Annotated in this window: 16 protein-coding genes; 8 read left to right on the top strand and 8 right to left on the bottom strand. The window is 71.4% G+C overall.

Annotated features, from left to right (window positions below; all coding sequences use genetic code 11):
• Window positions 1-153 precede the first annotated feature (153 nt).
• Together CLV67_RS29060 and CLV67_RS29055 are read left to right on the top strand one after the other, a co-directional pair.
• Window positions 154-1128, top strand: a complete 975-nt coding sequence (locus tag CLV67_RS29060) for a glycosyltransferase family 2 protein (RefSeq protein WP_106323973.1) — start codon at window positions 154-156, stop codon at window positions 1126-1128.
• The gene (locus CLV67_RS29055; protein ID WP_106323971.1) at window positions 1116-2312 is read left to right on the top strand and encodes a mannosyltransferase family protein; all 1197 of its coding nucleotides are present in this window, start codon (window positions 1116-1118) and stop codon (window positions 2310-2312) included. Before CLV67_RS29060 ends, CLV67_RS29055 begins: the two co-directional genes overlap by 13 nt.
• 5 nt (window positions 2313-2317) lie before the next feature.
• On the opposite strand, the gene CLV67_RS29050 is transcribed toward CLV67_RS29055, so the two are convergent.
• Window positions 2318-3253 carry a DUF1295 domain-containing protein gene (locus CLV67_RS29050; protein ID WP_106323969.1) on the bottom strand — a complete coding sequence of 312 codons (936 nt, stop codon included), beginning with the start codon at window positions 3251-3253 and terminating at the stop codon, window positions 2318-2320.
• 151 nt (window positions 3254-3404) lie between these two features.
• On the opposite strand from CLV67_RS29050, the gene CLV67_RS29045 reads away from it, so the two are divergent.
• Entirely contained in the window at window positions 3405-3740 is a 336-nt protein-coding gene (locus tag CLV67_RS29045; protein WP_106323967.1) for a hypothetical protein, read from the top strand.
• Between the two features lie 14 nt (window positions 3741-3754).
• Here the strand turns inward: CLV67_RS29045 and CLV67_RS29040 are convergent, their stop codons facing one another.
• Both CLV67_RS29040 and CLV67_RS29035 read right to left on the bottom strand, forming a co-directional pair.
• Window positions 3755-4279 (bottom strand): hypothetical protein, encoded by a 525-nt coding sequence (locus CLV67_RS29040; RefSeq protein ID WP_146169333.1) that lies wholly within the window; start codon window positions 4277-4279, stop codon window positions 3755-3757.
• Window positions 4276-5211, bottom strand: coding sequence for a helix-turn-helix transcriptional regulator (locus CLV67_RS29035; protein WP_106323963.1), 936 nt, complete (start codon window positions 5209-5211; stop codon window positions 4276-4278). Before CLV67_RS29035 ends, CLV67_RS29040 begins: the two co-directional genes overlap by 4 nt.
• Window positions 5212-5273: 62 nt before the next feature.
• On the opposite strand from CLV67_RS29035, the gene CLV67_RS29030 reads away from it, so the two are divergent.
• A complete protein-coding gene (locus CLV67_RS29030; protein ID WP_106323961.1) occupies window positions 5274-5696 on the top strand; it encodes a VOC family protein in 423 nt (140 codons plus the stop codon).
• Here the strand turns inward: CLV67_RS29030 and CLV67_RS29025 are convergent.
• The 3 genes from CLV67_RS29025 to CLV67_RS29015 all read right to left on the bottom strand — a co-directional run bounded on the left by CLV67_RS29025 (window position 5686) and on the right by CLV67_RS29015 (window position 9776).
• Window positions 5686-6477, bottom strand: a complete 792-nt coding sequence (locus tag CLV67_RS29025; RefSeq protein WP_106323959.1) for a sigma 54 modulation/S30EA ribosomal C-terminal domain-containing protein — start codon at window positions 6475-6477, stop codon at window positions 5686-5688. The two genes, CLV67_RS29030 and CLV67_RS29025, sit on opposite strands and share 11 nt — an antisense overlap.
• A gap of 138 nt (window positions 6478-6615) precedes the next feature.
• Window positions 6616-8895: a putative bifunctional diguanylate cyclase/phosphodiesterase gene (locus CLV67_RS29020; protein WP_106323957.1), complete on the bottom strand. Its 2280-nt coding sequence runs from the start codon at window positions 8893-8895 to the stop codon at window positions 6616-6618.
• Window positions 8892-9776 carry an alpha/beta fold hydrolase gene (locus CLV67_RS29015; protein WP_239166561.1) on the bottom strand — a complete coding sequence of 295 codons (885 nt, stop codon included), beginning with the start codon at window positions 9774-9776 and terminating at the stop codon, window positions 8892-8894. The genes CLV67_RS29020 and CLV67_RS29015 overlap by 4 nt, the downstream gene beginning before the upstream one ends.
• Window positions 9777-9812: 36 nt before the next feature.
• Here CLV67_RS29015 and CLV67_RS29010 point away from each other — a divergent pair, with 36 nt between their 5' ends.
• The gene (locus CLV67_RS29010; RefSeq protein WP_106324245.1) at window positions 9813-11060 is read left to right on the top strand and encodes a low temperature requirement protein A; all 1248 of its coding nucleotides are present in this window, start codon (window positions 9813-9815) and stop codon (window positions 11058-11060) included.
• Here the strand turns inward: CLV67_RS29010 and CLV67_RS29005 are convergent, their stop codons facing one another.
• Complete coding sequence (locus CLV67_RS29005) at window positions 11061-11543, bottom strand: GNAT family N-acetyltransferase (protein WP_106323955.1); 483 nt, start codon at window positions 11541-11543, stop codon at window positions 11061-11063.
• A 126-nt stretch (window positions 11544-11669) separates the two neighbouring features.
• Window positions 11670-12494, bottom strand: a complete 825-nt coding sequence (locus CLV67_RS29000) for a helix-turn-helix transcriptional regulator (RefSeq protein ID WP_106323953.1) — start codon at window positions 12492-12494, stop codon at window positions 11670-11672.
• A 105-nt stretch (window positions 12495-12599) separates the two neighbouring features.
• Between CLV67_RS29000 and CLV67_RS28995 the strand changes: the two genes are divergently transcribed.
• The 3 genes from CLV67_RS28995 to CLV67_RS28985 are packed head-to-tail and all read left to right on the top strand — an operon-like array spanning window position 12600 to window position 14841.
• Complete coding sequence (locus tag CLV67_RS28995; protein WP_106323951.1) at window positions 12600-13628, top strand: SDR family oxidoreductase; 1029 nt, start codon at window positions 12600-12602, stop codon at window positions 13626-13628.
• A 35-nt stretch (window positions 13629-13663) separates the two neighbouring features.
• Complete coding sequence (locus CLV67_RS28990; RefSeq protein ID WP_106323949.1) at window positions 13664-14242, top strand: dihydrofolate reductase family protein; 579 nt, start codon at window positions 13664-13666, stop codon at window positions 14240-14242.
• Window positions 14239-14841: a GNAT family N-acetyltransferase gene (locus CLV67_RS28985; RefSeq protein WP_203737335.1), complete on the top strand. Its 603-nt coding sequence runs from the start codon at window positions 14239-14241 to the stop codon at window positions 14839-14841. The genes CLV67_RS28990 and CLV67_RS28985 overlap by 4 nt, the downstream gene beginning before the upstream one ends.
• Window positions 14842-15122 lie beyond the last annotated feature (281 nt).

The following is a 15122-nucleotide window of genomic DNA, read 5'->3' as shown; positions in this document are numbered from 1 at the left end:
ACCCCTGAGGTTGCATCCGGGGACCAAAATCGGGATCGGTCATCTCACACCGGCGGACACTCCCCAGAAAGTGCCACGCCCCCAGAGCCTCAACTGGTCACTTCGCCGATTCGGCCAGCATTCCCCGCCGTGAAGATCACGAGGGGAGCTCACATGGATGGCGAGGCGCCGCGACTGAGCGTTGTCGTACCGGTCTTCAACGAGGAGGACGTGCTGCCACTGTTCGCGGAGAGGATGCGGCCGGTACTCGACGGCCTGCGGGTGCCCTACGAGGTGATCACCGTCGACGACGGCAGCCGCGATGCCACCCCCGTGGTGCTCGAACTGATGTGCCGCCGCTGGCCGCAACTGCGGGTCGTCCGGTTACGGCGCAACAGTGGGCACCAGAACGCGCTGACCGCAGGACTGCACCGGGCCCAGGGCGAGTACGTGGTCAGCATCGACGTCGACCTGCAGGATCCGCCCGAGACGATCGGTGAGATGTTACGGCTCGCCGAGAGCGCGAACCTGGACGTCGTTCACGGGGTACGCACCGACCGCAGCTCCGACAGCCGGTTCAAGCGGTGGACCGCGGACGTGTACTACCGGCTGATCCGCAGGCTGGTCGGCCGCACGGTGCCGCACAACGCGGGCGACTTCCGGCTGCTCAGCCGCACCGCCGTCGACGCGCTGACCGCGATGCCCGAGCATCTGCCGGTCTACCGGCTGCTCGTGCCATGGCTGGACCTGCCCAGCGGGGAGGTCGCCTACACGCGGGAACAGCGGGCGGCGGGACATTCGAAGTACCCCATCGCCAAGATGATCCGGCTGGCGCTGGACAGCGTCGTCGGGTTCTCGGCCGCGCCTCTGCGGGTCGCGACGTGGCTCGGCCTGATCGGCATGGTCCTCTGTGCCGTGCTGGCGGGCGCGGGCGGAGCCGCCTACCTGTCCGGCAACGTGGTACCCGGCTGGACGTCGTTGATCGTGGCGGTGCTGTTCCTGGGCGCGCTGCAGCTGCTCTGCCTGGGGCTGCTCGGCGAGTACGTGGCCCGGATCTTCACCTCGCTGCAGGGACGACCGTCCTACGTCGTCGCGTTCGACTCCGCCGACGATCGTCGCCCGTCCGAGGACGCGCTGTGCAGTCTCTGACCGAGAGCACGACCTTCGCCGCCGCACCGGAGACGCCCGCCCGCCGGCCCTGGCATGCCGCGCTGCGCACGGCGGTGACGGTCTGGGTGGTCTTCACCGTCGCACACCTCGCGGTGAGCGCGCTGGCGTGGCTGCCGCGCGCCGGTGCGGGGGCGGCGTCGCCGGACCTGTGGACGATGGTCCTCGGCTGGAACAACTGGGACGCCGGCCACTACGTGCGCATCGCGGAGAGCGGCTACCACCTGGGTCCGGGCTTTCCCGCCTTCTTCCCGCTGTTCCCACTGCTGATCCATGTCGTGAACGCGGTGGCGCCGGGCGACGGCCTGGTGGCCGCGCTACTGGTCGCCAACGCCGCCGCGATCGGCGCCTTCGCGGTGCTGCACCGGCTGGCCGAGCACGAGTTCGGGCCACCGGCCGCCAGGCGTGCCACCTGGTACCTGGCGGCGTTCCCGATGGGCTTCTTCCTGTTCATCGGCTACAACGAGTCGTTGTTCCTGCTCCTGGCCGTCGGCGCGCTGTACGCCGGCCGGCGCGGCCACTGGTGGCTGGCGGGCGCTCTCGGCGCGCTGGCGTCCGCGACCCGGCTCTTCGGACTGTTGCTGATGCTGCCGCTGGCGATCGAGTACCTGCGCCAGATCGACTGGCAGCCGAGACGGATCCGCGCCGAGGTCCTCGCCCTGGCACTGGTGCCGCTGGGGGTGGTGGCCTACAGCGTGTACTGCGCGGTGGAGCTGGGCGATCCGCTGGCCTTCAGCGTCGCGCAGGACGAGTGGGGCCGGCGGTACACGTTCCCGGGCGGCGCCTGGGTGACCGCCGTGCAGCAGATCGACGGCGACGACCTGCTGGGGAAGGCGACGCTGGGCGCGCTCGTGGACGCGGGCACGACCCTGCTGGCCCTGGTGCTGCTGGCGCTCACGGTGGCCGGGCCGTGGAAGTTCCGGCGCGACCAGATGTACCTGGTCGTGCAGGCCGGGCTGACCCTGCTGCTGCTGATGTCCACGGAGGTCGGCGGGCGGTCGATGCAGTCGGCGGCGCGGTACGCGATGGAGGCGGTGGCGATCCTGCTGGTGCTGGCACGGATCGGGGCCGACCGGACCGCCGACCGCGTCGTGCTGGTGACCGGGGTGTCACTGCACGCCGTGTTCCTGGCAGTGTTCATGGCGGGAACGTTCCTGGTGGCGTGAACCGGTCAGTCGTCGCGGGGAGGGCGGGGGAACAACGCGGGCACGTGGCGCATGTGCCGGGCGTACCCGGGCCGGCGGGCCGCGGATCGGCGATCCATCATCGGCACGCTGACGAACACGAACAGCAGCACCATGGTGATCGGGCCGATCACCGTCCACCACCAGTCCGGTGCCGCGGCCAGGCCGAACAGCCACAGCCCCCACCAGAACAGGATCTCGCCGAGATAGTTGGGGTGCCGCGAGTACCGCCACAGGCCCACGTCGACGATCCGGCCGCGGTTGACGGGGTCGCCGGCGAACCGGTGCAGTTGCCGGTCCGACACCGCCTCGAGCAGGATGGCGCCGCCGGTCACCAGGACGGCGGCCACGTCCAGCGGGCCCCACGGGCGGCTGGTCACCGAAACCGCGGGCCAGACGGCGAGCAGGCCGGCGAAGACCACGAGCGTCGGCATCATCTGGATCCCGGCCAGGTTGACCAGCCACCAGGGCACACCGGACGGGCGTTGTTCGCGCAGCTGCACGTACCTCCAGTCCTCATGGCTCAGACCGCGCCACGACACCGCCCAGTTGGCGGTCAGCCGGATCGCCCAGACGAGCATCAGCAGCAGCACCGCCCACTGCCGGCCGGTGGCGGCACCGAGGTCGCCACCGGCGCTCCACACCACCCAGCCGGCCGCGATCACCGGCGGGGCGACGCTCCAGTACGGGTCGTAGAGGCTCGCGTTGGCCACCGCCATGCTCGCCGCGAACACCACGAGTGTGGCGATGACGTCGGCCCAGAACGCGACGAGCAACGGATGCCCGACCCGCAGCGCGGCCACCACCGCCGCGGCGGCCAGGCCGGCCGCGACGTAGGTGAGTGCGACGAGGGTGAAGCCGGTCGCCCGGGAGCTCTCGGCCAGGGCCCCGCCGATCCGGTGAATGTCACGGTCCGCCGCCATAGCAAGAGGGTAGGCGTCCATCGATCAAGCGCAATGCCGCGATGTGATCTGAACCACATCATGCACAGTTTGCTGTGAAGTGGCTGAATGGTCGCGATCTTGGTGTCACCCCCGGCGGCTAAGGTGTGCCGTCACTACGGGGAGGAAGATCATGAATCTGCTTTTCACCATCGCCAAGAACCGCTGGGCTGCGCTTTTCATCGGCCTCGCGCTGATCCCTCTGGGCCTGTTCTACGCCAACTCGCAGGGTGAGGTCACCTGTGGCGGACAGGTGATGCAGGAGGGCGATATCTGCCAGACGACCAAGCGTGGCTCGACGCGGGAGCAGACCCTCGACGAGGTGAAGGACGGCAACGTCACCGCCGGCTACGTCATCGCCGGGGTCGGCGGGGTGCTGGTGCTCGTCGGGGCGACCCAGTTCGTGCTGCGTGCCCGCCGCCGCTCCACCGACGCCGCGAGCACCGACACCGCGACCACCGCCGCCTGAACTCCGTACCGCCGCTATCGGGTTTTCAGGTTCTCGAGGGCCTCGTTGAGGACGGCGGCCAGCACGGGCGCCCGCGCCGTGACATCGGCCTCGGTCCTGACCGGCTCGGGCCCGGTCACCTTGGCGTAGAGGATCGCGTTGCGGGAGACCGTCTCACCGTGCACGACGGTGGCCGGCTGCAAGCGTCCCGCCGGGTCGGCGACGACCATCGCGTCGTCGCCGACACCGGCCAGCGGCAGCACCAGCAGCCCGGTCTCGCGGGCCGACTTCGCACTGGTCTCGAAGTCGGCGGCACTGCTGCCGGTCTCCCGATCGATCATCACGCTGAGCGGCAGATCGGTCCCGTCGGCGGCGGTGTACTCGCACAGGAGCCGGTAGTTCTCCGCGGTGTCGAGTGCCCGCGGATCGCCCTTGGACCGGTATCCGCCGAGTGCCGGGCACCCGGCGCCGAACGAGTGCCACGGCTCGGCGCCCACCGCCGGCACCGTCGTGCAGCCGGCCGTCAGGGTGAGCGCCGCCACGGCGAGAACGATCTTCATGCCGCAGCAGCGTAGCGCTGCGCCAGCCGGGCGAAGGCCTGCTTGAGCTCGACCGGCCCGACGACCTCGATGGCGGTGTCGAAGCGGCCGAGCGACGCGGCAAGCCCGTTCCAGGACCAGGAGCCGGTGATCAGCCGGCTCCGGCCGGGGGCTACCTCCTCGACGACACCGTCACCGATCCAGCCGGCGATCTCGGCGGCCGGCCGATCGAGGATCACCTCACCGCGGCACGGCCACTCGCCGGTCTCCGTGTTGCCCCGGAACCGGGCGGTCACGAACGTGGCGACGTCGGTGGCCGGGAGCGGCCGCGGTGTGAATCGCGGGCCCGGCGGGGTGCGCGGGGTGATGCGGTCCGCGCGGAAGGTCCGCCAGTCGGTGCGATCGAGGTCCCAGGCGACCAGGTACCAGCGGCCGTTCCAGGTGACCAGGTGGTGCGGCTCGGCCCGGCGGGGCGGCGTGTCGCCCGGCGGGTAGTCGAAGCGCAGCGTCTCGCGGGACTGCACGGCCGCGCCGATGACGGCCAGGACCGCCGGGTCAGCCGGGTGTTCCGGCCGATCGACGGCGGTGACGCGAAGGGCGTCGATGCGGTGTCGAAGCCGGCTGGGCATGACCTGCCGGATCGTGTTCAGCGCTCGGGCCGCGCCCTCCCGGACGCCCGCGCCGGCGACCGTCTGGAGTGCGACGGCGATGGCCACGGCCTGCTCGTCGTCGAAGAGCAGCGGCGGCATGTGCGCACCGGCGTCGAGGCGGTACCCGCCGTCCGGGCCCTTGAAAGTGCGGATCGGATAGCCGAGTTCCCGGAGCCGGTCGACGTCGCGCCGGACCGTGCGCGGGCTGACCTCCAGACGTTCGGCCAGCAGACCGCCCGGCCAGTCACGGCGGGACTGGAGGAGGGAGAGCAGCGACAGCAGCCGCGCGGACGTCTTCTGCATGAATCACATTCTTCCCCGAGTAGAGGCCACACCCTGTCCTCTACCGCTGCGATCGTTCGCTCATGAGCATCGACACCACCACTCACGTCAACCTGCGCGGCGACGCGCGGGCCGCCCTCGAGTTCTACCGGTCCGTGTTCGGCGGGGACCTGGTCGCGGTCACCTACGCCGACGCGCACGCCGCGCAGCGCCCCGAGGAGGCCGACCAGATCATGTGGGGTCAGGTGACCTCCCCGGACGGCTTCCGGATCATGGCGTACGACGTGCCGTCGTCCCGTCCGTGGAGCCGGGGCGACAGCCCGTACTTCGTCTCGGTCCGCGGCGCCGACGCCGACGAGGTGAGCGGCTACTGGAAGCGGCTCAGCGCTGATGACCGCTCCACGGTCGTGGTCGACCTCGCGCCGTCCGGATGGGCGCCGCTCTACGGCATGGTCACCGACCCGTTCGGCGTCACCTGGGTCCTCGACGTGGCCGTCACCAGATAGGCGCGAGCAACCCCAGCTGACCGTCGAAGCGGCGGTACAGCACGCGGCCCCGGCGGCTGCGGGGATCGGTGAAGAACAGGTACGGCCGGTCCGGTGCCGCGTTGAGCAGGTCGACCGCCCGCGTGATCGGCATCGGCACGGCCGGCCAGCTCTGGATCGTCAGCGGCACGGTGAAGTCGCTGGGAGCCGGCACGACGGCCGACCGGTGCAGGCGGTACCCGGTCGGTCCACCGCGGTGGACCAGGGCGTCCACCCCCGTGCTGTCGTCCACGAACAGGTGGAACGGATAGTCGCGCAGGTCCATGGCGAAGGCCGCCGAGTCGGGGCTCTGCACGGCGAGATGACAGTCCTTCATCCGTACGAGCCGGCCCGCCTCCACCGGCGGGCCGGTCAGTCCGACCGGGTTCTGCGGGTACGGCGAGGCCCAGTCCGCGGCCGTGAAACCGACGTCGCCGGTCCATTCGGCGGTCAGGTGCCGGTCGAGGCGCTGCAGCCGCTGCAGCAGGGCCTCACCGGCCTGGTCGACCGCCTCGGGCAGGTTCGGCGCGGCCGCCTGCACACGGATCATCCGGGCCTGGACCGTCACGTTGACCTGCGCGATCACCACCGCCGCCCGGCCGTCGTGCCCGCCGTGCCGGCTCAGGCGCAACCGGAGCCGTTCGACGCGCTGCGTGACGGTACTGAGCACGCCGTCGATGACCATCCGCGTGTGCGCCGCTTCGGCATCGCTGATCGGGCCGAGCACGGGCGCGGGGCGCTCGGCGTCACGGGTGTCCGGCATGAGCCGTCGTCCTCCGGGTTTGTGGGCGGCGGGGCGTTCACGCCCGGTGACCAACCGATCGCAGCGTATGGACGTTCCGCCGTGCCAGGGAAGGGCCGATCGGCCCCACCCTTCCGGGTGACACCTCGGGGCCAGCCGCTATCCGGCGACCGTGAGCTGCGTGAACGCGGCGTGCTGCTCGACTGCGGGCAGGGGTTTGCCGTACAACCAGCCCTGCCCGAAGTCACATCCGTTGGACCTCAGCCAGTCCCTCTGGGTGGCCGTCTCCACTCCTTCGGCGACAACCCGGTGCCCCAGCGCGTGCGCCATCGCGAGGACCGCGCGCACGATCGACTCGTTGGGACCGCCGTCGCCGACCCCGGCCACGAACGCCCTGTCGATCTTGACGATGGCCACGGGGAGGCGCTGCAGATAGCTGAGCGAGGAGTAGCCGGTGCCGAAATCGTCGATGCACAGCGTGATGCCGAGACTCTCCAGGTCGTGCAGGGTCCGCAGGCAGGTGTCCGGGTCCTCCATGAAGCCGGACTCGGTGACCTCCAGCCACAGCCCCTCGGGCGGCAGCCCGGTCCTCGCCAGGATCTGCCGGACACACTCGGCAAGACCGGGTTCCCTCAGCTGCCGTACGGCCAGATTCACCGACACGTGCAACGGACCCCGCCCCGGATTCGCGGCCCGCCAGGCCTGCGCCTGGGCGGCGGACTCCTCCAGCAGCCACGCCCCCGCCGTGACGATCATGTCGGTGTCCTCGGCCACCGGGATGAACTCGACCGGCGACACCGCACCGAGTTCGGGATGGGTCCAGCGCATGAGTGCCTCGAACCCGTCGACCCGCTCGGTCGCCAGGTGCACCAGCGGCTGATAGTGCACGGCCAGCTGGCCCCGGTCGAGGGCGCCGCGGAAGGCCTGCTCGATGGTGAACCGCCGCTGCAGCTGCTCGCGCAGCCGCGGGTCGAAGACGGTCCAGCCGTTGCGGCCGGAGTCCTTCGCCCGGTACATCGCGACGTCGGCGTCCCGGAGCAGCGAGACCGCGGTGCTGTCGTGCTCGGCGTGGGCGATGCCGATCGAGGTGGTGACGTCGACCGCCCCGACCGACAGCGGGAGCGGCTCGGCCACGACCGCTCGCAACCGCTCGGCCAGCTGCTCGGCGACCGGCTCGTCGTCCGGGGCGCTCAGGGCCACCGCGAACTCGTCGCCGCCGACCCGGCAAACCAGGTCCTCGGCGCGGGTCGCGGTGGTGATCCGGGCCGCGACCGCGCACAGCAGCTCGTCGCCGGTCTCGTGACCCCAGTGGTCGTTGATCAGTTTGAACCGGTCCAGGTCGAGCAGCAGCACACTGACCCGGGACTGGGCACCGCCGCGGGCCGTCCAGCGGGTGACGGTGGCGGCGAGCATCTCACGGTTCGGCAGCCGGGTGAGCGGATCATGCTGGGCACGCCAGCGGGTCTCCTGCTCGGCGCGGGCGCGGGAGTTGTTGGCCCGGACCACTCGCGCGATCACGACGCCGATGAGTGCCAGCGAGAGCGCGGCCCGTACCAGAGAGAAGGTCTGACTCTGGGGAGGGGCGGCCACGCCGAGCACCGTCGGGACGCACAGGGACGCGGTGATCATGGCGGTGCGGCCTTTGTTGAGCAGCCGGGAGCGGCCCTGCACCGGCTGGCCGAGGACGATGACCGTCGGGTGCAGCGCACAGGCGGCGATGCCGATGTACGCGAGCAGCATCGCACCGCCGACGACGTGCAACGGCATGCTTTCCGGGCCGGGCGCGAACCAGCCGCGCGTGGCCAGCATCATGTTGGCTGCCAGCAGCGCGACACCGCTGGTCACGAAGAACCACAGGGCGGGCGCGCGGGTCCGGCCCAGCAGCAGCATCGGCAGGGCGAACGCGAACAGCAGCACCCCGATCAGCGGCATCAGAGCGGCGAGCAGGTTCTGCCAGCGCGGGTCGGGCCCGGCGATCCACGGCTCGATCCACAGCGACCACACCAGCAGGGCCGATCCGACGAAGATCAGCACGGTGTCGACGCGGGCCGGGTCGTCGTCGGCGGCCCGGCTACGTCTCAGCAGGTCGAGGACGCCGGCGCCGAGCAGCAGATAGCTGGGAATCATCACCAGGGCCGGAATCACGGCGAGCGCCGTGTGCGCGAGTGGCTCGACCACGCGCAGCAGAAGGCGGGTGCACTCCCCCACCAGCGACACGCACAACGTGGCCAGGATCAGCAGCCAAGGCCGCCGATGTTCGCGTGGGAGGTTGGCGCGGATGCCGACAGTCGCGGCTACGACGGCGGCGATGACGCCGACGACGTACGCGGCCGTCGCGATCGTGGCCTCGGCGGCGGCGACGAACACGGCGACGGGCACACCGGCGCCCAGGAGGACCCAGGACGAGACGGCCCGCCGCTGGGCGTCCTCACCGCTCACAACCTCCGTATCGGCGCATCGAGTGCAGGACTTAGCCGCCCCGCGAAGGTGATCGCCCTCGCGGCGACCGATGGCCCGGCGGTGGTCACCGCGTTGTGGGCGGCCCGGGGCACGGTGCCGGCGTGGCCGTCCGGGGCCAGGGCCGCGGCCTCGGCGGCCCATCGCGGCGGCGCGATCGGGTCGTGTTCACCACGCAGCACCAGGACGGGCGCGGTGACCAGAGGTAGTCGCCGGGCCATCGGATGGCGGGTGCTGTGCCGCAGAGTCCGCAGGATGCGCAGCGGGCCGGCATCCCGGATGTCGCGGGCGATGATGCGTGCCTGCCGCGGGTCCTCGCGGGCCAGATCGCGCAGCCAGCGGAAAGCCTGCCCGGCCGAGGTCGGCGCGGACGGGTCGACCGTCGGGCCGACGAGCACCAGTGCCGACACCAGATCAGGCCGGCGAACGGCGAGTTCGACCGCGACCTGGCATCCGAAGGAGTTGGCCACCACGCTGACGCCGGACAGCGACTCGGCGTCCATCCAAGCGGCCGTCACCGCGGCGTGCTCGACCACGTCGTAGGCATGGCCGGGACGCTCGGACAATCCGAATCCCGGCAGATCCGGCACGTGGACGTCCCCGCGCAGGGCCAGGGCGGTCGGCATCAGATAGCGATGTGACACCGCCAGACCGTGCAGCAGCATCCACACCGTCGGTGCGGACCGGTCGGTGCGGGTGCGCACGTGCAGGCGCAGTCCTCGGACGGATCGATGACGGCTCACGAACCCGTACGCCGGGCCGGGGGCCGCCATGGCCGCACGGAATCGGGCCGGACCCATCCGGGCGATGTCGCGAATCTGCATGACCGGCCAATACCCGCCCACCGCCACTTCGACCGTCATGGTTGGGAGTGGACGTCTTCCGGGTAGGCCGTGACCGTGTCGACAGAGCAGAGCACCGAAACCGGCGGCCCGTCACCCGAGGATCGCGCCCGTCTCGACGAGGAGGACCGGGAGGAACGTGAGCTCGTCCGCGAACCGGACGTCAACCAGGAGACGAACCGGTCGGCGACCCGGCTCGAGCTCTTCTTCGACCTGGCGTTCGTGCTGTTCGTGGCCGGGTGCGCGGACGTCCTGTCGAAGGACGAGACGATCATCGGCGGGGTACGGTTCGCCGCCGTGCTCGCGGTCGGCTGGTGGGCGTGGGCGAGCACCACGCTGTACGCGAACCGGTTCGACACCGACGACGCGATCTTCCGGCTGCTCACCCTGATCGGGATGGGCGGTGTGATCGCGATGGCCGCGTCCGCCGACCAGGTCGACGGCGCGGCGTGGCGGTGGTTCGTGCTCGGCTACGTGACATTGCGGCTCGTGCTCGTGGCGGGCTATCTGCGGGTCTGGCGGAACCTGCCGGAGACCCGGCGCGGGATCCGGCCCTATCTGTACGGGCACGCCGCCGGGGCCGCGTTCTGGCTGGTGTCGCTGATGGTGGCGGCGCCCGGCCGGTACGTGCTGTGGGCGGTCGGCGTACTGGTGGACGTGCTCGGCCCGGCGCTGGCGGCCCGGGTGCCGGACGCTCCGCCGCTGCACATGGAGCATCTGCCGGAGCGCTTCGGCCTGTTCGTGATCCTGCTGCTCGGCGAGTCGGTCGCCGCGACCGTGCACGGTCTGCACGACGGCAAGTGGACCGGCGGGGCGGTGGCCACCGCGACCGCCGCGTTCCTGCTGGCGGCGGCCCTGTGGTGGTCCTACTTCGACCTGTCCGGCGGCGCCGCGAAACGGCGTCTGGTCCAGGAGGGCGGCGAGCGGGTCCGGGAGGGGGTCCACGACTTCTACGTGTACGCCCACCTGCCGGTCGCGATCAGCCTGGCCGCGGTGGCCGTCGGACTGGAACAGGCGATCAAGCACGGTGCCGACGGTCATCTCGGTACCGGCGCCCGTGTGATCCTGGGCGCCGGGGTGGCCGGCTATCTGCTCAGCACCGCCGTCATCCAGGGCGTGCTGTCCCAGCGGTACCGGCCCGCCCTGATCTGGCCGGGCCTCGGCATCCCGGCCGTCGTCGTGATCGCGACCCTCGATCTCGCCCCACCGGTGCTGGTCGGGCTCTGCGCCGCCGTGGTGGTCATCGGCGTCGTCGTCGGCATCCGCCAGCACCGGCACGGCGAGATCAAGGTCGCGAAGGTGTGACTACAACTCGCGGTAGTAGGTCACGACCGGGAACGGGGTGCAGCCCAGGCTCTCGTACAGCCTGCGGGCCGGGGCGTGGAAGTCGTCGCCGCCGGTGCCGATCGTGACGACCTGGGCGCCGGCCCGTCTGAGCTCGGCGAAGGCGTGCTCGCACAGGGCCGTCCCGGCGCCTGCCCCGCGATGCGCGGCCGACACCGCGACATGCGTGATCTCGCCGTTCCGGGCCGCTGGAGAGACGGTCCAGGCGACGAAACCGGCGATGGCTCCGCCGGCCTCGGCGATCGCCATCCGACGATGCTCGGCCGGGGCGTGCAGGTCCGGGATCTGCCGGGCGTAGTCGGCACGCCAGTCGGCGTCCTGGTTGGCGAAGATCACCTCGCCGACCACGGGGCGGAAGGACTTCTCGTGGAACGGGCCGAAGACGTCGACGGCCAGGGCGACGACCGCGGTCAGATCGGATTCATCGAACGTACGAATGAGCATGCGTCTGCCTCTCGAGGAGTTGATACCGGAAAGCGGGCATCAACCGGTCGCGACGCAGTGAACGGTGTCGCGACCGGTCAGACGAGACGGGTGCGATCAGCGGCGAAGATACTCATGCGCGGCACTTTACCGGACCGGCATCGACGCCGATGCGAGCAACGCCAGCCTGTCGGCGTCGGCGGTGCCGGGATCCGGGTGATAGATCACGAGCATGATCCCGTCCGTACCGCTGATGTGCAGCTTCTCCCGGTTGAGGCGCAGCTCGCCGACCTGGGGATGCAGGAACGGGATGACCGTCGCACCGACCCGCGGCCGCACGTCGTGACGGGCCCACAGGGTGCGGAACAGCGGGCTGGCCAGCGACAGCTCGCCGACGAGCTCGATGAACCGCGGGTCGTCGGTGTCGGCGCCGACCGCGCCCCGGAAGGACGCGACGAGCATGGCGGCCGCCATCTCCCAGTCCGGCCACATGGCCTGCTCACCCGGGTCGAGGAAGACGTCACGCAGCCGGTTGCCGCCCGCGACCAGACGCGGAGACAGCGCGGTGGCCAGCGGGTTCGCGGCCAGGACGTCGAGACAGCGCCCTTCGATGAAGGCCGGGAACGGCATCGTCGCGACCAGCTGCGCGGTGCTGGACGGCGCCGTCTCCCGGCGCGGACGCCTGCGCCGGGGCTTGGCGGCGGCCAGCCCGAGCAGGTACTCGCGGGATGTGTCGTCCAGGTGCAGCACACGCGCCAGCGATTCGAGGACCTGCACCGACGGGCTGCGGTCGCGGCCACGCTCCAGCCGCAGGTAGTAGTCGGCGCTGATGCCGGCCAGCATGGCGACCTCCTCACGGCGCAGCCCCGGCACCCGCCGGACGCCGACGACCGGAACGCCGGCCTGCTCCGGAGTGACGAGCTCGCGGCGGGCGCGGAGGAAGGCGCCGAGAAGGTTCGATTCCCCGGTCATGGAACCCACGGTAGGCGCGTGCCGGGGCTGACGAGGGGGCCCTGCCAGGACCCCGGCTGATCGGGGCTCTGCCTGCCCCGGAACCGGCCACCGATCGTTGATCCCATGACACAGAAACTCGTCCTCGTCACCGGCGGCTCCGGGTTCATCGCCGGCCACGTCATCCTCCAGCTGCTCGGACAGGGCTACCGGGTACGCACCACGGTGCGGTCGCTGCAGCGCGAGGCGGCGGTACGGGCGGTCCTGACCGAGGCCGGCATGTCCGGCGGGGACTCGCTGAGCTTCGTGGCGGCGGACCTGCTCGGCGACGCCGGATGGGCGGACGCGGTCGCGGGCTGCGACTACGTGATGCACGTGGCCTCGCCGGTGCACCCGGGCAAGGTCGCGAACGAGGACGACGTCATCGTCCCCGCCCGGGAGGGCACGGTGCGGGTGCTGCGCGCCGCCCGGGACGCGGGGGTGAAGCGGGTGGTGCTGACCTCGGCGTTCCACGCGGTGAGCTGGGGTCATCCGCATCGCGAGCACGCGTTCACCGAGGAGGACTGGACGATCCTGGACGGGCCGGGCGTGGACGCGTACGGCCGGAGCAAGACCCTCGCCGAGCGGGACGCCTGGGACTTCGTGGCCGCCGAGGGCCGGGGCATGGAGCTGGTCGCGCTCTGCCCGGTCGCCGTGGTCGGGCCGCTCATGGGCCGGGAGGTCTCCGGGACGAACCACCTGGTGCAGCGTGTCCTCGACGGCGGCATGCCCGGCTACCCGAACCTGTTCATCCCGTTCGTCGACGTGCGGGACGTCGCGTCGGCGCACGTGCTGGCGATGACCGCGCCCGGTGCGGCCGGTCAGCGGTTCCTGCTGGCCGACGGCCCGGCCATCGCGATGAGGCAGGTCGGCGAACTGCTGCGGGCGAACCTCGGCGATGCGGCGGGCCGGGTTCCGACCCGGAAGATCCCAGACTTCGTCGTACGGGTGGGCGCGCTCTTCAACCCCGAGTTGCGGTCGCTCGTCCCGGACCTCGGCTACGTGAAGAAGCCGTCGAACGCCAAGGCCCGCCGGGTGCTGGGCTGGCAGCCCCGCCCGGCCGCCGACGCCATCGTCGCCGCCGCCGAGTCGATGATCAGAACCCCTCTAAGGTGACGGTGAGCAGTAGACCGCGACGATGGGGAGGGCTCGTGCCGGGCCGGTTCGTGTACTGGATGAATGTGTCCCTCGACCTGAGAATCGAGCACGCCGAGAACGAGCAGGGCGGCGGTTCGTGGATGCGCATCGGCGAGGCCCTGCACCAGGAGTTCAACTCGCGGGCGCGAGCGCTGTCGCTCATGGTCCAGGGACGCACGATCTACGAGACGATGGAGGGATTCTGGCCGGAGGCGCGCGACGACGCCTCGTTGCCCGGCTTCCTTCGCGAGTACGGTCAGATCTGGATCTCGATGCCGAAGGTGCTGGTGTCGCGGACCCGTACCAGCGCCGGGCACAACACCCGGGTGGTCAGCGACGTCGCCGCGCTCGCGGACGTGCGCGAGCAGACCGAGGGCGACATCGGCGTCGGGGGCGCCACTGTGGCCACCGCTTTGCTCCGGGCGGGGCTGCTGGACGAGCTGCTGCTCTTCGTCCACCCCGTCGTCCTCGGCGCCGGCCGGCCTCTGTTCGACGGTCACGACGAGCCACTGGAGCTGGACCTGCTCGAACAGGCGCGTTTCGAACAGGGCGTCAGCCTCCATCGGTACGCCGTCCGGAAGGCGCGCGCATGAGCATGAACACCGGACTCGCCGCCCTCACCTGGCCGGCACACACCGACCGTCTGACGCTGCGGCCCGCGACCGCGGACGACGCCGACGCCACCTGGCAGTTCCGTCGCCGCGAGGACGTGAGCCGCTGGATCACCCGCGCCCCCGCCACCCCGGACGAGCACCGATCCTGGTTCCAGAACCCCGACAGCCTGGCCAGGACCCTCGTGCTCGAGCACGGCGGCACGATCATCGGCGACCTGATGGTGAAGATCGAGGACGCCTGGGCGCAGGCGGAGATCGCCGAACTCGCCCGGGGCATGCAGGCGGAGCTGGGATGGGTCCTCGATCCCGGGCACGCCGGCCACGGATACGCCACCGAGGCTGTCCGGGAACTGCTCCGGCTCTGCTTCGAGGAGCTCGGACTGCACCGGGTGACGGCCACCTGCTTCGCCGCCAACGAGCCATCGTGGCGACTCATGGAACGTGTCGGGATGCGCCGCGAGTTCTACACCGTGCGGGACTCCCTGCACCGATCCGGCGAATGGCTCGACTGCGTCGGCTACGCCCTGCTCTCCGACGAGTGGAGCGGTACGGCATCGCCGGCGGCCCGATCGTCATGATCCGTCCCTGCTGACCGCACGGCCCGCGGCGGCCGGCGAACACCCGGCCCAGGGCAGCCAGCGAACACCCGGCCCAGGGCGCCCGGCGACCACCGACAGGACGGCCACCGACCAGGTCGGCCCGGTGCCCGCCCGCCAGCCCGGTCCCCGCCCGCCAGTCCTGTCCCCGCCCGCCGACCCGGTGCCCGCCCGCCAGTCCTGTCCCCGCCCGCCAGTCCTGTCCCCGCCCGCCAGTCCTGTCCCCGCCCGCCAACCCGATCCCCGCCCGCCAACCCGGTCCC

The organism is Actinoplanes italicus (genome assembly GCF_003001815.1).
Classification (GTDB): Bacteria; Actinomycetota; Actinomycetes; order Mycobacteriales; family Micromonosporaceae; genus Actinoplanes; species Actinoplanes italicus.
This window is presented reverse-complemented; position numbering and strand designations above follow the sequence as displayed.

Bases quoted from the DNA above. Each gene is read 5' to 3' on its own strand.
- CLV67_RS29005 (WP_106323955.1), bottom strand. From the start codon at position 11,543: ATGCTCATTCGTACGTTCGATGAATCCGATCTGACCGCGGTCGTCGCC.
- CLV67_RS28985 (WP_203737335.1), top strand. From the start codon at position 14,239: ATGAGCATGAACACCGGACTCGCCGCCCTCACCTGGCCGGCACACACC.
- CLV67_RS29035 (WP_106323963.1), bottom strand. From the start codon at position 5,211: ATGCAGAAGACGTCCGCGCGGCTGCTGTCGCTGCTCTCCCTCCTCCAG.
- CLV67_RS29025 (WP_106323959.1), bottom strand. From the start codon at position 6,477: ATGCCGGACACCCGTGACGCCGAGCGCCCCGCGCCCGTGCTCGGCCCG.
- CLV67_RS29000 (WP_106323953.1), bottom strand. From the start codon at position 12,494: ATGACCGGGGAATCGAACCTTCTCGGCGCCTTCCTCCGCGCCCGCCGC.
- CLV67_RS28995 (WP_106323951.1), top strand. From the start codon at position 12,600: ATGACACAGAAACTCGTCCTCGTCACCGGCGGCTCCGGGTTCATCGCC.
- CLV67_RS29050 (WP_106323969.1), bottom strand. From the start codon at position 3,253: ATGGCGGCGGACCGTGACATTCACCGGATCGGCGGGGCCCTGGCCGAG.
- CLV67_RS29045 (WP_106323967.1), top strand. From the start codon at position 3,405: ATGAATCTGCTTTTCACCATCGCCAAGAACCGCTGGGCTGCGCTTTTC.
- CLV67_RS29030 (WP_106323961.1), top strand. From the start codon at position 5,274: ATGAGCATCGACACCACCACTCACGTCAACCTGCGCGGCGACGCGCGG.
- CLV67_RS29060 (WP_106323973.1), top strand. From the start codon at position 154: ATGGATGGCGAGGCGCCGCGACTGAGCGTTGTCGTACCGGTCTTCAAC.
- CLV67_RS29015 (WP_239166561.1), bottom strand. From the start codon at position 9,776: ATGACGGTCGAAGTGGCGGTGGGCGGGTATTGGCCGGTCATGCAGATT.
- CLV67_RS29040 (WP_146169333.1), bottom strand. From the start codon at position 4,279: ATGAAGATCGTTCTCGCCGTGGCGGCGCTCACCCTGACGGCCGGCTGC.